The 15,111-nt window shown below is 68.5% G+C and carries 8 protein-coding genes; 3 read left to right on the plus strand and 5 right to left on the minus strand.

Translation table 11 applies throughout. The annotated features are described in order from the left end of the window. Nucleotides 1-40: 40 nt before the first annotated feature. The 4 genes from AC3IPM_RS14410 to AC3IPM_RS14425 form a co-directional block, all read right to left on the minus strand. Nucleotides 41-3,178 (minus strand): ligand-binding sensor domain-containing protein, encoded by a 3,138-nt coding sequence (locus tag AC3IPM_RS14410; protein ID WP_489300657.1) that lies wholly within the window; start codon nt 3,176-3,178, stop codon nt 41-43. Beyond that, nucleotides 3,175-6,648, minus strand: a complete 3,474-nt coding sequence (locus tag AC3IPM_RS14415) for a sensor histidine kinase (RefSeq protein ID WP_489300658.1) — start codon at nt 6,646-6,648, stop codon at nt 3,175-3,177. The genes AC3IPM_RS14410 and AC3IPM_RS14415 overlap by 4 nt, the downstream gene beginning before the upstream one ends. Nucleotides 6,649-6,837: 189 nt before the next feature. After that, on the minus strand, nt 6,838-9,168 hold the full coding sequence (locus AC3IPM_RS14420) for a TonB-dependent receptor domain-containing protein (protein WP_489300659.1): 2,331 nt from the start codon (nt 9,166-9,168) through the stop codon (nt 6,838-6,840). Nucleotides 9,169-9,252: 84 nt separating this feature from the next. Beyond that, nucleotides 9,253-12,798, minus strand: coding sequence for a hybrid sensor histidine kinase/response regulator (locus AC3IPM_RS14425; protein ID WP_489300660.1), 3,546 nt, complete (start codon nt 12,796-12,798; stop codon nt 9,253-9,255). 197 nt (nt 12,799-12,995) lie between these two features. Between AC3IPM_RS14425 and AC3IPM_RS14430 the strand changes: the two genes are divergently transcribed. The 3 genes from AC3IPM_RS14430 to AC3IPM_RS14440 are packed head-to-tail and all read left to right on the plus strand — an operon-like array spanning nt 12,996 to nt 14,766. After that, nucleotides 12,996-13,628, plus strand: a complete 633-nt coding sequence (locus AC3IPM_RS14430; protein WP_489304159.1) for a YceI family protein — start codon at nt 12,996-12,998, stop codon at nt 13,626-13,628. After that, a complete protein-coding gene (locus tag AC3IPM_RS14435) occupies nt 13,625-14,197 on the plus strand; it encodes a cytochrome b (RefSeq protein ID WP_489300662.1) in 573 nt (190 codons plus the stop codon). Before AC3IPM_RS14430 ends, AC3IPM_RS14435 begins: the two co-directional genes overlap by 4 nt. A 2-nt stretch (nt 14,198-14,199) precedes the next feature. After that, entirely contained in the window at nt 14,200-14,766 is a 567-nt protein-coding gene (locus AC3IPM_RS14440) for a YceI family protein (RefSeq protein WP_489300663.1), read from the plus strand. Nucleotides 14,767-14,861: 95 nt separating this feature from the next. Here the strand turns inward: AC3IPM_RS14440 and AC3IPM_RS14445 are convergent, their stop codons facing one another. Next, nucleotides 14,862-15,095, minus strand: a complete 234-nt coding sequence (locus AC3IPM_RS14445; RefSeq protein ID WP_489304161.1) for a glutaredoxin family protein — start codon at nt 15,093-15,095, stop codon at nt 14,862-14,864. Nucleotides 15,096-15,111 lie beyond the last annotated feature (16 nt).

The raw sequence follows: 15,111 nt of genomic DNA on the forward strand, positions 1-15,111 counted from the left end.
TGCCGCATGGTAAACGGTTCGCCCGCCGCCGACGATCCGCTCAACCGCCCCCCGATCCACGCAGCGCCGCCAGCAGCACGGCCGCGCCGACCGGTTTGTGCAGCAGTCCGGCCGCACCGGCACGGGCGGCCCGGACGACAAGCGCGGGATCATGCCGTGCCGTCAGGATCACCACCGGCGCCGTGCAGCCCTGCCCGCGCAGCATCTCCAGCAGCTGCCAGCCGTCGATGCCCGGCAGGTCCAGGTCCAGCAGCACGCCATCAACGTCCGCCGCGGCCAACTCGGCCAGTGCTGCCAGTGCATGGGCAGCGCGCGCCACCTGCACGCCCTGCGCTTCCAGCAGGCGCGCGGTGACCTCGGCCACCAGCGGGTCATCCTCCACCAGCAGCACCCGCTCGACCGTGCCACCGGCATCGGCATCGGCCGCACCGGACCACCCCAGGGGCAGGCTCGCCACCAGTCGCACGCTGTGGTCCGGCGTGGACAGGACCTGCAGGCGGGCGTCCAGCGCGCCGGCCAGCCCTTCCATGCGCGCCAGCACGCCGCGCAGCGCCGAGGCGGTCAGCGATGCGGGCATCGCTGCCTCCACTCGCCAGTCCAGCAACACGCCGCTGCGCCCGGGCAACCAACCTGCCTGCAGCGCCACCCGCGTCGGTGCCAGCACAGCGACCAGTTCCTGCGTGAGTGCGTGCAGCAGCTGGCGCAGGCGCTGCGGATCGCCATGAACCCGCGCGCCGCCGGGCAGGTGCATGCACAACGCCAACGCGGTGCCGACGTCGCCCTGTGCGTGCCGTTGCCATTGCTGCAGCAGCGCCGCCAGATCGAAGGTGCAGGCCTGTAATGGAACCCGGCCCGCCTCCAGGCGTGCATCGTCCAACGCCCGGTTGACGATCTGCAGCAGGTGCTCGCCATCGCGGCGAATCTGTTCCAGTTGGCACCGTTGTTCCGATCCCAGCGGCGAGGCCAGCAGCAGTTCGCTCATGCCCAGCACGCCGGTCAGCGGGGTGCGGATCTCGTGGCCGAACGTGGCCAGGTAGCGCGCCTTGGCCTGCGCCGTCTGCGCGGCCCAGGCCTGCTGCTGCGCCGCCGTCCGCCGCTGGCGCAGGCGCACTGCCCACTGCCAGCCCAGCCACGCGGCACCGAGCAGCAACAGGACCTGCAGTACCCACTGCAGGTGCCGTATCGCCGGATGCTGCCACGCCGTCCGCGGCACCTGGATCGCCAATCGCTGCACTGCCCTCCATGCACCGTCGCTGCCGCGTGCCTGGTATTCCAGTACATGTTCGCCCGGGGGCAGCTGCGGGAGCGTGCGCGTGCCACGTTTGCCCGCGCGACTCCACGGCTGGCCGGGCCCCTGCAGTCGGAACCGGTAGTCACGCGGTGCTTCCGTCAGGCCCGACAGCAGGCGCACCGTGATCTGGACATCCCGGTCATCGGCCCGCAGCAACAGCGGAGATACGGGCGGCACGCTGACCAGCGCCCCCTCCCGGCGCAGCGCGATGCGCTCGACCACCAGCGCGGGCGGCGGCGTTGGCCGTGCCAATGCCGAGGGATCGAAAGCCACCAGCGTCCCGTCGGTTCCCATCGCGAGCACGGTATCGCCGGTAGTGCGCAGCGCGGCCGAATGGACCGGCTCGGGGACCCCGTCGCTGCGGCTGAACACGCGGACCTGCGCCGGCCGGGTCTGGATCCGCACCAGGCCGCGCGCACTGCTGCCCCACAACACCCCTTCCCGATCCAGCGCCAACGAGGCCAACGGCAACAGCGGCAACCCATCGCGGGTCCCGACCGCTTCGGCCGGCAACAACCGGCCATCGACCAGGCGGTAGCGCTGTACCCGGCCAGGCACAGCCAACCACAACGCCTTGTCGTCCACCGCGAGCACCGCGCTGATGCCGGCCGGAGCGCCGGGCACGCGCTCGAAGCGTTCACCGTTCCAGCGTCGCAGGCCCATGCGGTCACCCAGCCACAGGCCCTGCGCACCGTCGCAGTGCAGTGCCGGAGGCGTGCCGTGCACCTCCAGCCCCAACCGGCTCCAAGCCCACGTCCGCACCGCGCCGCGCCCATCCCGGCGCTCCAGCCCCTGGGCTGCCCACCGCCAGCGATGGTCCGGTGCGCAATACAGCTCCCGCACCGGCGCAGGGGCAGAGCTGCGCAGCTGCCACGCGGGCACCATCGCTGGCGGCGCTCCCAGGACGCGGAAGTGCTGCCAGCGCGGCGGCAAGCGCCACACGCCCAGATGCGTGCCGAGCAGCCAGACGCCGCCCTGGCGATCTTCGAACGCGCGTCGGAAACGCGGTCTGGCACCGCTGTCGAGCGCCGTCAGGGCGATCCTCTCCGACTCCGCGCCGGCGCCGTCGCGGCGCCAGACCTGCTTGTCCTGTGCCAGCCACAGGGCGTGGTTGCGGCCACTGGCCAGTACCCGCACCTGCCCGCCATCGCGCACCGGTTGCAGGCGCTCGCCGGGTGCCCCGCGCCACAACTGCTGCAGCGTGCTCACCCAAAGCGTGCCCGCCGTATCCAGGGCGAGCCCGTCGACGGCCGCCGCCTCCGCGCCGACCTCGCCGAGCGGCTGGAAACGTCCATCGCGCCACGCGGCCAGCCCCTTGCTCGTGCCTACCCACAACAGGCCGTCACTGCCCCGCGCAAGCTGCACCACCTCACGCGCCGGCAGGCCATCGCCGTGCGCCGGCGGCAGAAACTGCTGCAGGTGGCCCGCCGGATCACGCCGGAACAACCCCGCCGAGCGCGTCCCCACCCAGAGCGTGCCGTCATGCGCTGCCAGCAGTACGTTGATGGCACTGCCGCGCAGGCCAGGATGTTGCGCCCCGGCCAACACGTCGATCTGCTCGCGATCGGCCGACAGCCGCATCAGCGTGCCGTTGGCCGCTCCCATCCACAGACGGTCCTGTGCATCCAACGCAAGGCTGAGCAGGCGGTTGTCAGACAGTCCCTGCTCCAGTCGCCACACCCGGAAGCGACGGCCATCAAACCGCGCCAGCCCATCATCGGTGGCGAACCACAGATAGCCCGCGCGGTCTTCGACGATCTGGTGCACCGCATTGGAGGGCAGGCCGTCGGCGGTGGTGAAACGCAGCGCCAGGGGCGCGGCGGCGTGCCCGCTGCCGATGCACAGCAGCAGTACCCCCAGTGCACCGAGCCACTGCAACGGCTTCATCGCGGCACGCGACAGTCGGCGATCGCCGCCGCCAGCCGCGCAGCCGTGGCCGGCAGGCGCAGGAAACCGTGGAAACCGGCGGCCTGCGCATCACGCTCGGCGCCTGGATCGGCGCGATGGGTCAACGCCAGCCGCGCGGTGCCCGGCCACCAGGTCGGCAACCGGGCCGAGACGCGTCCGCTTTCCACCAACAGATCAAGCTCGGCGACGATCACGTCCCACGGCCCTGCCAACGGCGCGAATGTCGCCCCGACGCCAAGCACGCATCCGCTCACCGCGTGGCCCAACGCACGCAGTTGCGCGGCCACCACCTCCACCAGCGCCGTCGATGGCAACAGCAGCAGGATGCGTAGCCGTGGCACGCTATGCACCGCTTCCTGCGATGGCACCAAGGGCGCCACGCTGTCTGCAGGCGCGTGCGCCAGTGGCAGGCGAAGCGAAAAGCAGCTGCCCTGCCCCGGCGTGCTCTCCACCGTGATGTCTCCGCCCATCGCATGCGCCAGTTCCAGGCTGATGGCCAAGCCCAGCCCACTGCCGCCGTAGCGTGCGGCGGTCCGGGCACCGTCGGCCTGTTCGAAGCGCTGGAACAGCCGTTGGATCTGCGCTTCGGTCATGCCCGGGCCGGTATCGCGGACCGCCACCACCACGTCATCGCCGCTCGCATGTGCCGTGATACCCACCTGGCCCTGGGCGGTGAATTTCAGTGCATTGCCCACCAGGTTGAGCAGAATCTGCCGCAGGCGCTGCACATCGCCAAGCAAGCGCGTGGCCGGCGCGAGCGTACTGTGCCAGTACAGGGACACGCCCTTGCCCTGCGCCACCGGCAACAACAGCGCGTGCAACTCCCCCAGCAGCGGACCCAGTGCAAACGGCGCACGCTGCAGTTGCAATCGCCCCGACTCGATCCTCGCCAGATCCAGCGCATCGTCCACCAGCTGCAGCAGGTGCTGGCCCGCACGGTGCAGGCTGTCGACCTGGCCCTGCTGCTCGGGCGACAACGGCGACTGCAGCAGGCGTTCGCTCCAGCCGAGCACACCGGTCATCGGGATGCGCACGTCGCGACCCAGCCGGGTCAGGAACCGCGTGCGATGTGCCGAGGTCTGTTCAAGCAGCTGCTGCTGTACACGCTGCTGCTGCCAACGCCGCCGACGCCGCAGCAGCCGCGCGACGCTGCGCGCCAGCACCAGCAGCAGCACGCCCGATCCGCTTCCCAGCGCCAGCATGCCGGTGCCGCGCTGCCACCAGGCCGGCGTGACATCGAAGGTGACCTGCTGCAGCGCCGACCACGGCCCATCCGCATGCCGCGCCTGCACCGCCAGCACATGTCTGCCCGGCGGCAGCTGGGCAAACACGCGCTGCGGCACCGGGCCGGTCTCGACCCACGCCGGGTCATGCCCAAGCAGGCGGAAGCGGTGCTGGATCTGATCGGGATCACCGGCGCCGAGCAGGTCCACCGCCACCCGCAACTGGCGGTCGCCCTGGCCCAGCGCCAGCGGCTGTGCATCCAGCGCCAGCGCCACCGACTGTCCGTCACGCCGCACGCTGACCCGGTCCACCACCAGTTGCGGCAATCGATCCGACACCTGCACCTGGGCCGGATCAAACAGCAGCAGGCCGCCTTCGCGCACCGCTGCGGCCATGCCCCCGGCGCGGGTCGGGACCAGCCGTTGGCGCAGGATTTCCTGCACCGGCAGGCCCTCGACCGTACCCAGTACGCGTACCCGGCGTTGACCCGGATCAACCTGCACCAATCCGCGCGCGCCACCGGCCCATACCTGCCCGTGCGCATCCAACGCCATTGCCTCGGCACGCATCTGCGGATAGCCGTCCTGCGTGCCAATGCGCTGCAGACGCCGCAACGCACGCCCATCCCAGTGCAGCTGCTCGAGCGCGCCATGCCGGCTCACCCACAGACTGCCATCGGCCGCCTCGCTGATGGCGGCCGCCAGTTCCGCCGGCTCGCCCGCGACGGTCTCGGCGACGAATCGCTCGGCCGCCGGCCACCAGCGCTTGATACCTTCGCGGTCGACCGCCCACAGCATGCCGGTGCGGCTGCACAGCAGGGGGCGCGCCAGCGCGTCGGCAGACAGACCCAGCGCGGCCGGCGACGCCGCACGCAGACGCCGGCCCTGCGCCGACCACTGCTGCACCTGGTCCACGCTGGTCCACCAGATCGTCCCATCGCCACATGCCTGCAGACTCACCGGACCGGGCGCAACGGCCGCCGCAGACAGCCAGCGCCGCATCCGTTTCCGTTGGGGGTCGTAGCGCATCAACTGGTCGCCCGTGGCGATCCAGACCCGCCCATGCGTGTCCTCCACCATGCCCACCGCCAATGCGCTGGGGCCATCATGCGCATAGTCGACGTGGTCGCTGCTGGCGCCGCTGCGCAGGTCCAGGCGCTGCAGCCGGCCGCGGCTGCCGGCCACCCACAGCCGACCATCGGCCGAACCGGCCAAGGCCAGCGCGTAATGGCTGCGGATACCCGGCAGGCCATCGCGTGCGGTGGGCAGCGCAGTGAACTGCCGCCAGCGTGCGGGCAACCGCCACAGCCCGTGTTCGGCACTGACGAACCACAGATCGCCATGGCGGTCCTGCAGCCCCTGGCGCAGTATCACCGGCTTCCCGCGTGGCCCCCACAATGGACGCAGCACGACCGTTTGCTCGGTCTGATGCTCGGCGAGCAGCACCCGATCGGCATGCTGCTGCCACAGCGCATGGTCATCGCTGCGCAGCACCGGCATCCCGGCCAGCGGTTTGCCCTGCACGTGGCCGTGGGCATCCAGCCGCCGCACCCCATCGGCCATCGCCACCCACAACGCGCCATGCGGATCGGCCCACAACGCCTGCACCGGCTGTGCCGTCCAGCGCGCCCGACCCGCCCCGACCAGGCGCTCATCTTCCAGACGCAGCAGCCCCTGCGTGGTGCCCACCCACAACGTGCCGAACCCATCGCTGACCACGGCGGTCACCACACTGCCGGTACGGCTGCGTCGCTGCCAGCGCGGCTGCGCCGGTTGCAGGGCATACAGCGCCTGGTCGGCACCGATCGCCCAGAGCGTGCCATCGGCACTGCTGGTCAGCCGCGTCACCGCGCCGCTGCGCAGCGCTGCCGGTGCGTCGATATCGGCCCGCACGAAACCGCGCCGGTCCGCGCGCATCATCACCACCCCCTGGCTGCCCGTGCCCAGCCACAGCCGGTCCTGCGCATCGAAATGCAGCGCACGCAGATCACCATCGGGCAGGCCTTCCTCGCGTCGCCACCAGCGATAGCGCTGGCCATCGAAGCGCAGCAGTCCGTCGCCGCTGGCCAGCCACAGGTAGCCGGTGGCGTCTTCGGCCAACGCGCGGATATCGGTGCTGGGCAGGCCATCGGCGACGCCCAGCTGACGTGGCCACGGCAGGGTCAACACCTGTGCCGTCGCGAAGGCGGGCCAGATCAGCAACACCAGCATCCAGGAACGAAGCACGACGCATTACAACCGCAGAATTCTCATCGAACGCACGGTAGTGCGATCAGCACGTCAATACAGCGCCGCCGGCTGCGCGATGTCACAGCTTGGCGAGTGAATGATTGCATCGACTTTCGCGCACCAAATCACGCTACCAATGACAGGGCCTCCGCACCTGCGCGGAGGCCCTACCTGTGCCTGACGGTGTCAGAGCCGAACCGTGACCCCCACCTGGAAGCCACGGCCGGGCAGCGGCGCGATGTACTTCAGCGGCGAATTATGGGGTCGGGCATCTTCATTGAGCAGGTTGGAACCGTTGAGGAAGACCTCCACGCCGGCGACGTACGCGTTCTGAAGATCGAAGACGTGGCTCACCTGCGCATCCAGCAGGTTGAATCCGTCCAGCGGCACTTCCTGGCTGACGTTGCGGCCAAGGTACTTCTGCTTGTCGTAGTACGTGCTGGAGACGCACGCCTTCCAGCCTTGATGCTCCCAGCGCAGCGTTGCACCGTACCGGTTGGTGGGCATGTTGGGCAGATACTCGCCATCGTTGTGCGCGCGCAATACAGTGGGTGCATCCGCCTTGTTCCTGACCAGGTCCGAAAACGCCGACGCATCGAGTTTTCCGTAGCGGCCCAGGTCAAAGGACTGGGCTACATCGACCTCGAATCCCTTGACGGTGGTATCGGTCTGCTTCCAGTACTTCAGGGGCAGGCGGTTGGCGGTCTGCAGTCCCGAATGGCCCTGATAGAGAAAATTCTCGTAGCGCATGCGGTAGCCCGTTGCCGACAGGTCGAAGCCGCCATTGCTGAACAACACGGTGAACTCCGCCGTCCTCGCCCGTTCGGGCTGCAGTGCCTGGTTGCCTTCTTCCTGGGTCATCACCGAGTAGTGGGCGTTGCTCGCATATAGCTCGTTCACTTCCGGCGCGCGCGCCGAGGACGAGTAGCGGGCCTTGGCACCGAACATCCTGCCCAGCGCGACATAGCTGCCGACGCTGTAGCTGTTCAGGGCGAAGGCCTTGTCTTCAAGCGTTCCATTGGCCGAGTTGCGCGCGGTCTTGAATCCGCTCGGCTGGAGGGTGTGATCCACGCGCTCATGCCGGAACCCGGCGTCGAAGGACGCCCAATCAACGTCCAGGCGCTCCTTCACGAACACCGCCCTGCTCACCGTATCCACGTCGGGCAGGTAGCGCTGGGGACCCGAGCCGGCCACCTCCCGCGCGCGATAGCTCAGCCCGACCAGGCCACTGAGTGGCCCGACACGCGCGTGCTCAAGCAGCAGCTCGGCCTGGTCGGTATCGAAATCATAGGCATTGGCCTTGGTGGATCCGATGTTCTCGGCCGACGTGTTGCTCAGCCGGGACAGGCGGACCTCGGCACTTTCCAGGTACGGAACCGGGTCCAGCACGCGAGCTTCCAACGCGTACCGGTTCTGTTTGAGCACCACGCCCACCGGACGTGCCTTGGCGTAGTTCGATCCGAACGACAGGTTATCCATCGAGAAACCCGGCACCCCGTACTCGCTGTCCTTGCTGTCGACACTGACCCCGACGTAGCCCCGGTCGAAGAAGTAGGTCGACCCGGCGGCAAGGTGTGCGTTCCGGAAGTAGCTGTTGCCTAGCGTGCCCCGGTAGTTGGGGGTGACGTCGTTGTTGATCTTCTTCTGCACATACGACGGCGTGCCGGCGACGTAGCCCGGATTCACCGGATTGACGTAGGTCTTTCGCTGCCAGACCGAAGACGGGCTGTTGGTATAGAAGGAGAAATCGCCGTCGGCCCAGTCCGGGTTTTCCGTCATGAACTGGTCGATATACGGTTGCGAGGCCTTGTTGTAGACCTGCTGTACCCGCGCTTCCTTCTGGCACGCGTCGGCCAGCCCCGAATTCACGCCACCGCCCGCGGGAAACAGCTGGCTGTCGCAGACACCGGCCTTGCTGTTGCCGTGGATATCGTAGTGCGAGATCCGCTGGATCGACATCTGCAGATTGGTCGAGATGTTGCGCTGGTTGTTGAAGTTCATGCGGAACCCCTGCGCATCGGCGTCGTTGAATCCCTTGCGCAGCACCAGCTCCATCGTCTGATCCTTGTCCTCCATCGTTCTGGAGATGAGGCCGGAATCGATGTTGACGCTGCCACCGATGGCATTGCCGCCATAGCGGACCGTGTCCGACGACTTGTTCACGCTGACGTTCTTCACGAAGAGCGGGTCGAACGGGATGCCGATATCGCCGCTCAAGGCGTTCATCCCGAGAATGGACTGGCCGTCTTCCAGTACCTGTACGCGGCTGCCACTCAGGCTGCGGATCACCGGCGCGCCGGCGTTGGGACCAAATGCGCTGCTCTGCACGCCAGAAACATGCTCAAGCATGTTGCCCAGCGTCCGGTTCTGGGCCTGGATGTTCTCCACCACCACCAGGCTGTCGATTCTGGAAGGTTGATCGGCATGCACGCGGACGGTCGGCAAGGTGGGGCCATCTGCCGCGTAGGCGGTGTGGAGGCTGAGGAGGAGTGCAGCGGTAAGGACGTGATGGCGCATGGGACACCTGCGGGAAGTTGCGGAATGTTATAACATCACATTTCACGCAACAACAACATGTCCACTCGGGTGTCCCCGTTGTGCTCAGCGCACGGCCCGGGCCTGCGCGATGGCATTGACCAACAGGTCGCCGGTCACCGGCTTGCGCAGGAAGCCGTCGAAGCCGGCCGCCAGCACCTGTTGTTCGGCATAGGCGTCCGAGCGCGCGGTCACCGCGATCAACGGCAGCTCGTAGCCCATCGCACGCAGCTGGCCGGCAATGGCAATGCCATCCAGCGCCGGCAGGTCCAGGTCGAGCAGGCCGACATCGAACGCCCCTGCAGCGATTTCCGACAGCGCAGCCAGGCCGTGCAGCACGTGCACGACGTCGTGGCCCCGGGTGCGCAGCAGCCCGGCGATGACATTGGCCACGGTCGGGTCATCTTCCACCAGCAGGATGCGCAGTGGCGGCAGCTGCAGCCGCAGCTCCGCGCTGCCCTCGTTGCCGGTGCCGGTGCCGGTGCGTTGCAGCGTCCACGGCAGCGGCAGGTGCACGGTGAAACGGGCGCCGTGGCCCGGCGTACTGTCGATGCCGATGCGCCCGCCCATCGCCACCGCCAGCTCCTGGCAGATCGCCAGGCCCAGCCCGCTGCCGCCATAGCGTGAGGCCGTGCGCGGGCCATCGGCCTGTTCGAAACGGTGGAACAGGCGCTGCTGCTGGTCCAGGTTGATGCCCGGCCCGGTATCGCTGACCTCGAACACCACGCCAAGCCTGTCATCGACCAGCTCGACCCCGAGACCGACGTGGCCCTGTTCGGTGAACTTGATCGCATTGCCGAGCAGGTTCATCAGGATCTGCCGCACGCGCATTTCATCGCCACTGAGCTGCACCGGACCAGGCAGGTTGAAACTGCGCTCGAAGGCCAGCCCGCGGTGATGCGCCATCGGCTCCATCAACGCCTCCACCTGGGCCAGCATCGACATCAGGTCGAACGGACGGATGTCCAGCTCCAGCCGTCCCGCCTCGATCCGTGCCAGGTCCAGGGCATCGTTGACCAGCCGCAGCAGATGGGTGCCGGCGTGCTGGATCGAGGCGGCATAGCCGCGCTGCTGCTCGTCCAGCGGCGTGGCCAGCAGCAGTTCGCTCATGCCCAGCACACCGGTCATCGGCGTGCGTACTTCGTGGCCCAGCGTGGCCAGGAAGCGGCTCTTGGCCTGCGAGGCCTGCTCGGCGATCTGTTGCTTGTGCACGGTCATCTGCCATTGCTGGCGGCGGCGCAGGCGTGCGCGCGCCACATAGGCCACCACCGCGATCAACAGCAGCCACAACAGCAGGTACGCCAGGATCGCCCAGCCACTGCGCCACCACGGGGGCTGCACCTGCACGCTGAGCGTACGCGACGGGGTCCAGTCGCCCTGCGGCGTCGCCGCCTGCACGTCGATGGCGTACTGGCCCGAGGGCAACCGCGACAGCAGGCGCTCGCCGTTGGCACTCTGCATCACCCAGTTCTGGTCGTAGCCGGAGACGCGGTAGCGGTAGCGGTTGCCCTGCGGATTGGCGAAGGACAGCAGACGTGCAGTGACGATCAGATCGCGGTCGCGCGGACCCAGCACGATTGGCGCGTTCACCGGCAGCGACTGCTGGCCCTGCGCGTCATCGCGACGCACCTGCACGTTGTCGATCACCAGCTGCGACGCGGGCAGCAACAGGTCCGGCGCATCCGGATCGAAACCGACCAGGCCGGTTGCGGTCACCGCCAGCACGCGGCCGTTGTCGGCACGCACCGGCGGGCGACCGCTGAATTCCACATCGGGCAGGCCGTCGCGTTCGCCATAGATGCGCAGCCGGCGTTCGCCGGATTGCCAGCGCACCAGTCCGCGCGGCGTGGTGGCCCAGACCTGGCCCTGCTTGCCCAGCACCACCCCGCCCATCGAGACCGCCGGCAACCCTTCGGCTGCACCGACGCGCTCGCGCAGGGTCATGCTCAGTCCATCCCAGCCGTAACGTTCAAGCGCGCCGTTGCGCGCCAGCCATACCTCGTCCGGGCCATTCCAGGTGATGTCGTAGATGCTGCCGCGCGAGATGCCGGGGACCTGCTCGAAGCGGTCCTCATGCCAGCGCAGCAGGCCCATGTCGCCCATCACCCACAGCTGCCCGCGCGGATCGAACAGCATCTGCTCGACCGGGTTTTCGGTCAGGCCGCGGTCCTGGTCGACCCGGATGGTATCGAGCACGTTGCCCTGCGCGTCGCGACGCTGGATGCCCAGGCTCATGATCGACAGCCACAACTCGCCGTTGGGCGCCTGGCGGATCAGGTCGATGCGCTGACGCACATCCGCGCCACCGCCGATCTTCCATTCGCGCACCTGACCGGTCTTGGGCTGCAGCAGGTTCAGCCGCCCTGCCCGGCCGATCCACAACGCGCCGTCGGCGCGTGCCAGCAGCGACCACGACGCGCCCACGCCCAGCTGTTTCTCATCGGCGATCTGTTGCAGCTGGCCCGCCTCATCCAGACGGTAGATGCCGTGCGCACCGGCGATGTAATAGCCGTTTCCGGCCGCCGCCGCACTGAGCAGGTAGACGCTGTCCAGCGGCTTGCCATCGAGCTGGTACCAGGTGGAGAAGCGCTTCCAGTCCGGCGGCAGGTAGGCCAGGCCCTGGGTCAGCATCGCAATCCACACCCCGCCCTCATGATCCTGCAGCATGTCCAGCACACCGCTGCGCGCGGTCAGAAAGCCGCTGCCGGCATCGCCGGCCAGCACGTGCACGCGCTGCGCATCGCCGCGATACAGGCCGTCGGCGGTGCCCAGCCAGTAGCCGCCGTTGCGGTCATGGACCACCGTCGCTGCACGTACATCGGCACTGAGCGTCCACGGCGCCGCACGCACGCTGTCATCCGCGTCGATCCGGAACAAGCCGCCTTCGGTACCCGCCCACACCGTACCGTCGGGCTCGCGGGTCAGCCGGAACACACTCTTGCCGCCCAGCAGCGCGGGCGCGATGCGGGTGAAGCGACGGCCATCCCAGCGCGCCACGCCGCTGCCGGTGCCCACCCAGACCCGTCCCTGCGGGTCGGACAGCAGGCTGTAGATGGTGTCGTCGGGCAAGCTGTCCGGATCGTCCGGATCGGCGTGGTACCGGGTCAGGCTGCCGTCTTCCTCACGCCGACAGATGCCGTGCCGGTTAGTACCGATCCACAGCGATTTGGCCGCATACGCCAGCGACCAGAACTGGCCATCGCAACGCGCATTGAGCTGTGGGAAGTGTTCGAAGCGCTCGCGGCCCGGGCCCAGCATGCTCAACCCGGCGCCGTTGCTGCCCACCCAGACCCGGTCCAGCGGGTCCACCAGCAGGGTTTCCACTTCATTGCCGGGGATCGAACCGGGATCGGACGGGTCATGTCGCCAGACCCGCAGGCCCACGCCATCCACGCGTGCCAGGCCGTCATCGGTGGCGGCCCAGATGTAGCCCTGGCGATCCTGCGCCAGCGCCAGCACCATGCGCGAGGGCATGCCTTCGGCGGCACCCAGGCGGCGCATCCGCGGCGTCTCTGCCGATGTCCCTGCGGCCCATGCCAGGGCCGGAACCAGGCACCAGCCCAGTACCAGCACCACGATGCCTGCCCGCCAACCGCGCGCGCTCAACGCCATCCCGACCTCCCTGTAGGGCGCGATTGTCCCACAGCCACCCCGACAACGTCCGCCCCGCTGCACCACGAACTGTTGCAGCCGTGGCCCTGAAACCATGACAGGGCTGTGCGTATGATCGTCCCAGACCTCGACGGAGCCCGGCCGTGATCACACGCCTGACCCTAGCCCTGCTGTTGTGCACCACCCCGCTGGCCGCCATGGCCGCGGCCGATACCTACCGGCTCGATCCGGTGCACACGCGGGTGCTGTTCGCCGTCGAGCATGCCGGCTTCTCGCAGGCACTGGGCACGGTGTCCGGCAGCGAAGGCGTGCTGGTGTTCGACCCCGAGGACTGGCGCAGCGCGACGCTGAGCGTCAGCGTGCCGATCCAGCGCCTGGACCTGGGCGATGACAAGTGGAACAAAGCCAGCCTGGCGCGCAACCTGCTCGATGCCGAGCGCTACCCGCAAGCGCGCTTCGTCTCCACCCGGGTCGAGCCGATCGATGCCACCCATGCCGATGTCGTTGGCCAGCTGACGCTCCACGGCGTCACCCGCGAAGTCACCCTGGCGGTCACGCTCAATGCTCTCAAGCGCCATCCCCTGCCGCCGTTCCGGCGTACGGCCGGCTTCTCGGCCACCGCCACGCTCAGCCGCAGTGCGTTCGGCGTGAGCGCCTGGCCCTCGATGATCGGCGATGCGGTACAGCTGCGCATCGAAGCCGAGGCCGTGCGCGATCACAGTGCCGCCGATCCGCAAAACACACCGTCCGTCGATGCACCGGGAACTCCCACAGCAGCCGACCACTCCGAACCCACACCCCCACAGCCGGTCGAGGAGACCACGCCATGACCGCCAAGAACACGCCTGCCCGCTGGGGCGGTGTCAGCCAGACCCTGCATTGGCTGATCGCCCTGATGATCCTCGGCATGGGCATCGTCGGTCTGGTCATGGGCGAATTCCCCAAGACGCCGAAGTACTTCTGGATCTACACGATGCACAAGTCGTTCGGCATCACCGTGCTGGTGCTGGTGCTGGCACGGCTGGGCTGGCGCCTGTATGCCGGTGCCCCCGCGCCCGTGCCGGGCACGCCCACCTGGCAGGAACGCATCGCCTCGGCCACGCACTGGCTGCTGTACGTGCTGATGTTCGCCATCCCGCTGTCGGGCTGGCTGTATGACTCGGCCAGCGGGCTGCGCCCGTTCCGCTGGTTCGGGCTGGTCAACGTGCCCAAGCTGAGCGGCCCGGACGAGCGCGTTACCCAGATCTCCCACGCCATCCACGAATGGGGCTTCTGGCTGCTGATCGCGGTGGTGCTGGCGCATGCCGGCGCCGCGCTTTACCACCATTTTTACCAACGCGATGCCACCCTTGCGCGCATGCTGCCGCACGGCTGGGTTGCCTCCCCCCAGAAGGACTGAGAATGAACATCAAGCTGACCTCCCCCGCGGCCGTTGCCGCCGCCCTGGCCGGGCTGATGGCGACCGCACCGGTGCTGGCGGCCGACTATGTGCAGGCCCCCGGCTCGGTACTGGTGTTCGCCACCAAGTACGACGGCGAAGTGTTCACCGGCAGCTTCCCCGGTTTCGACACCAAGCTCAGCTTCGACCCGGCCAAGCTGGACGGCTCCAGCCTGGAAGTCACCATTCCGCTGGCCGGCGCCAAGAGTGGCAACAGCGACCGCGATTCGACCCTGCAGGGCGCGGATTTCTTCAACGTCGGCAAGTTCGCCCAGGCCAAGTACCGCGCCAGCAAGTTCCGCGCACTGGGCAACAACCAGTACGCCGCCGATGGCACCCTGGAACTGCGCGGGGTCAGCAAGCCGGTCACCCTGACCTTCACCTGGACCCCGGGCGCGCAGCCGGTGCTCAGCGGCAAGGCCACGGTCAAGCGCCTGGACTTCGGCGTGGGCGGCGGCGACTGGGCCGACACCAAGACCATCCCCAATGAAACCGCGATCAGCACCAAAGTGGTCCTGAAAGCAAAATAACGCAGCCGGGTAGTGCCGGCCGCTGGCCGGCTCCTGGCAACAATGGATCGAATCCCGGTGCTGTCCGATTCAGAGCAGCCGGCCAGCGGCCGGCACTACCTGAATTCCTTGCCTTCCATCCAGGCCTGCAGCACCGCCACATCGAACGGCCAGTCCAGCTCCCGCCCCTGCGCGTCGCGCAATACCGGCACGCGCAGGCCGTAGCGGCCCTCCAGCGCGGTATCGTCATCGATGAACACACTGTCCAGCCCGGGCACCCGGGCCTGGGCCAGCACCGCCAGGGCCTGGTCGCACAAATGGCAGTCATCGCGCTGGAACAAGGTAAACACCGGCTCACCCGCCTTG

The organism is Stenotrophomonas sp. GL_111 (assembly GCF_057835245.1).